2 protein-coding genes are annotated in these 1,915 nt (G+C 45.5%); both read left to right on the top strand.

Going from position 1 to position 1,915, the window contains the following annotated elements:
- Positions 1-85: 85 nt before the first annotated feature.
- The gene (locus tag A3IK_RS0115925; protein ID WP_020560969.1) at positions 86-973 is read left to right on the top strand and encodes an NnrS family protein; all 888 of its coding nucleotides are present in this window, start codon (positions 86-88) and stop codon (positions 971-973) included.
- Positions 974-1,200: 227 nt separating this feature from the next.
- Positions 1,201-1,806 (top strand): DUF4360 domain-containing protein, encoded by a 606-nt coding sequence (locus tag A3IK_RS0115920; protein ID WP_020560968.1) that lies wholly within the window; start codon positions 1,201-1,203, stop codon positions 1,804-1,806.
- Positions 1,807-1,915: the final 109 nt, after the last annotated feature.

The raw sequence follows: 1,915 nt of genomic DNA, 5'->3' as shown, positions 1-1,915 counted from the left end.
GCGCAAGCAGGCCGCTTGGTCAACCGATTATCTCGCCGAACTCTTGGAGCCACTCATCCCTCTACAACAATAAAGATTCAAGCGATTGCCCTGTACTGGTTTACCCCTACTATGGACAGCAGTCGCGGATTTAGGTTTTGCCTGTTGGTTAGTATGGGCAGCCTCTTACCCCATTATCAAAGCTAAGCAATGGGCGCAGGCCGGTATTATCGCCAAGATCAGCCTATTGCTCTTGGCAAATTTGGTATTTTATCTCTGCTTATTAGGGGAATGGGTACAAAGTGCGGTATTGGCTATCTACTGGGGGCTTTATATTGTACTGGCGCTGATTTTGACGATGGGGCGACGGGTTATTCCCTTTTTTATTGAAAGGGGTGTTGGTGTACCCTTCACTGCCCGCAATGGGTTATGGTTAGACCGTGCTAGTTTAATATTCTTTGTAGCCTTTGCTTTAACCGACTTGATTGCGCTCGGTACGGGTCAACAAGCGTTTTATTATGGAGTCGCCGCCTTAGCTCTGATACAGGTATTGCTGCACACGATACGCTTACAAGGCTGGTATCACCCTTTAATTTGGACTAAGCCATTGCTGTGGGTGCTCTATCTAGCCTATGGCTGGTTGATTATTGGTTTTGTCTTAAAGTTTATGAGTATTGTTGGAGGTATCTCGCCTTGGCTGGCGGTACATGCTTTTGCCTATGGCGGCATTGGTATGATGACTTTAGGGATGATGGCACGCGTGAGCTTGGGGCATACAGGGCGGAATGTCATGAATCCTCCCCTACTTTTACCCGTATTATTCGTATTACTATTATTAGGTACGGTGGTACGTGTCTTTGCGGTGTGGGTCTGGCCTAGTATGCATCAAGACTGGATTCTAGTGGCACAGATCTTATGGATCACCTCCTTTACTGGCTTTATAGCTCTCTATCTACCGATGTGGATAAAACCGAATATCCCTCAAATCCGTTAAAGTTAAGCACAAGATCCTCTATTTTATCCGCTAACACTTCTGCTACGCTTTTCAGCACCTATTCTAAAACCTAGAATTAAAGGTAAAAAGTCACAAGACGATAGTGAATGAGTCACAACGATTTAATATTAGAGTCGGCATACTACACCTACTGAAACACAAACAGTTTTGATTAAAAAATTCGACATTAACTCACTAATTTACAAAGCGATATTGAGGATTACATCATGAACTTAACAACAACTTTATCATCTGCCCTAGTAGCTTTAACGTTAACAGTAGCTGCTACTTCTGCTCAAGCTGCAGCCGTCACTTTAGGTGATCCTAGCTACGGTGGCAATGGCTGTCCAGCAGGCTCTGCTTCTGCTAGCATCAGCCCTGATGGTACCGCTTTAAGTATTTTATTTGATTCTTTCTCTGTTGAAGCCGGTGGCCCTAATGCATCTGTAGCACGTAAAAGCTGCAATATCTCTATCCCTGTTAAAGTACCTAATGGCTTTAGCGTATCGTTAATTGATGCCGATTATCGCGGTTTCGTTGATGCACCACGCGGTAGCATGGCACGTCTGGATACTGAGTATTTCTTCGCCGGTACTCAAGGCCCACGTTTCTCTACCACTTTCACAGGCCCTTACAGCAACTCTTACACTAAAAGCCATCGCTTAGCAGCCACCAGCAATATTTGGTCTGCTTGTGGTGCCTCTGTGAACCTACGTGTTAATAGCGGCATGATGGTACGTGCTAGTCGCGGTACTGAAGCATTAGCCTCTGTTGACTCGGCTGACTTCAAGTCTGGTGTGGTTTATCACGTACAATACCGTGCTTGCCGTTAATTAGTCTTAGAATCCTTGACATCCTCCCCGACCTAAAGGACGGGGATTCCTGCTGCCAGACGCTCATGTCCGAGCGCGAGAATGTTCTTAGCTGCATTGATATCTCTAT

This window comes from Thiofilum flexile DSM 14609 (genome assembly GCF_000380185.1).
GTDB lineage: Bacteria > Pseudomonadota > Gammaproteobacteria > Thiotrichales > Thiotrichaceae > Thiofilum > Thiofilum flexile.
Note: the sequence above shows the minus strand (reverse complement) of the source record. Positions and strands in the feature narration are given on the sequence as shown.

What these genes read in the sequence shown, in the direction of transcription:
- A3IK_RS0115920 (WP_020560968.1), top strand. Translation starts at nt 1,201, where the DNA reads ATGAACTTAACAACAACTTTATCATCTGCCCTAGTAGCTTTAACGTTA.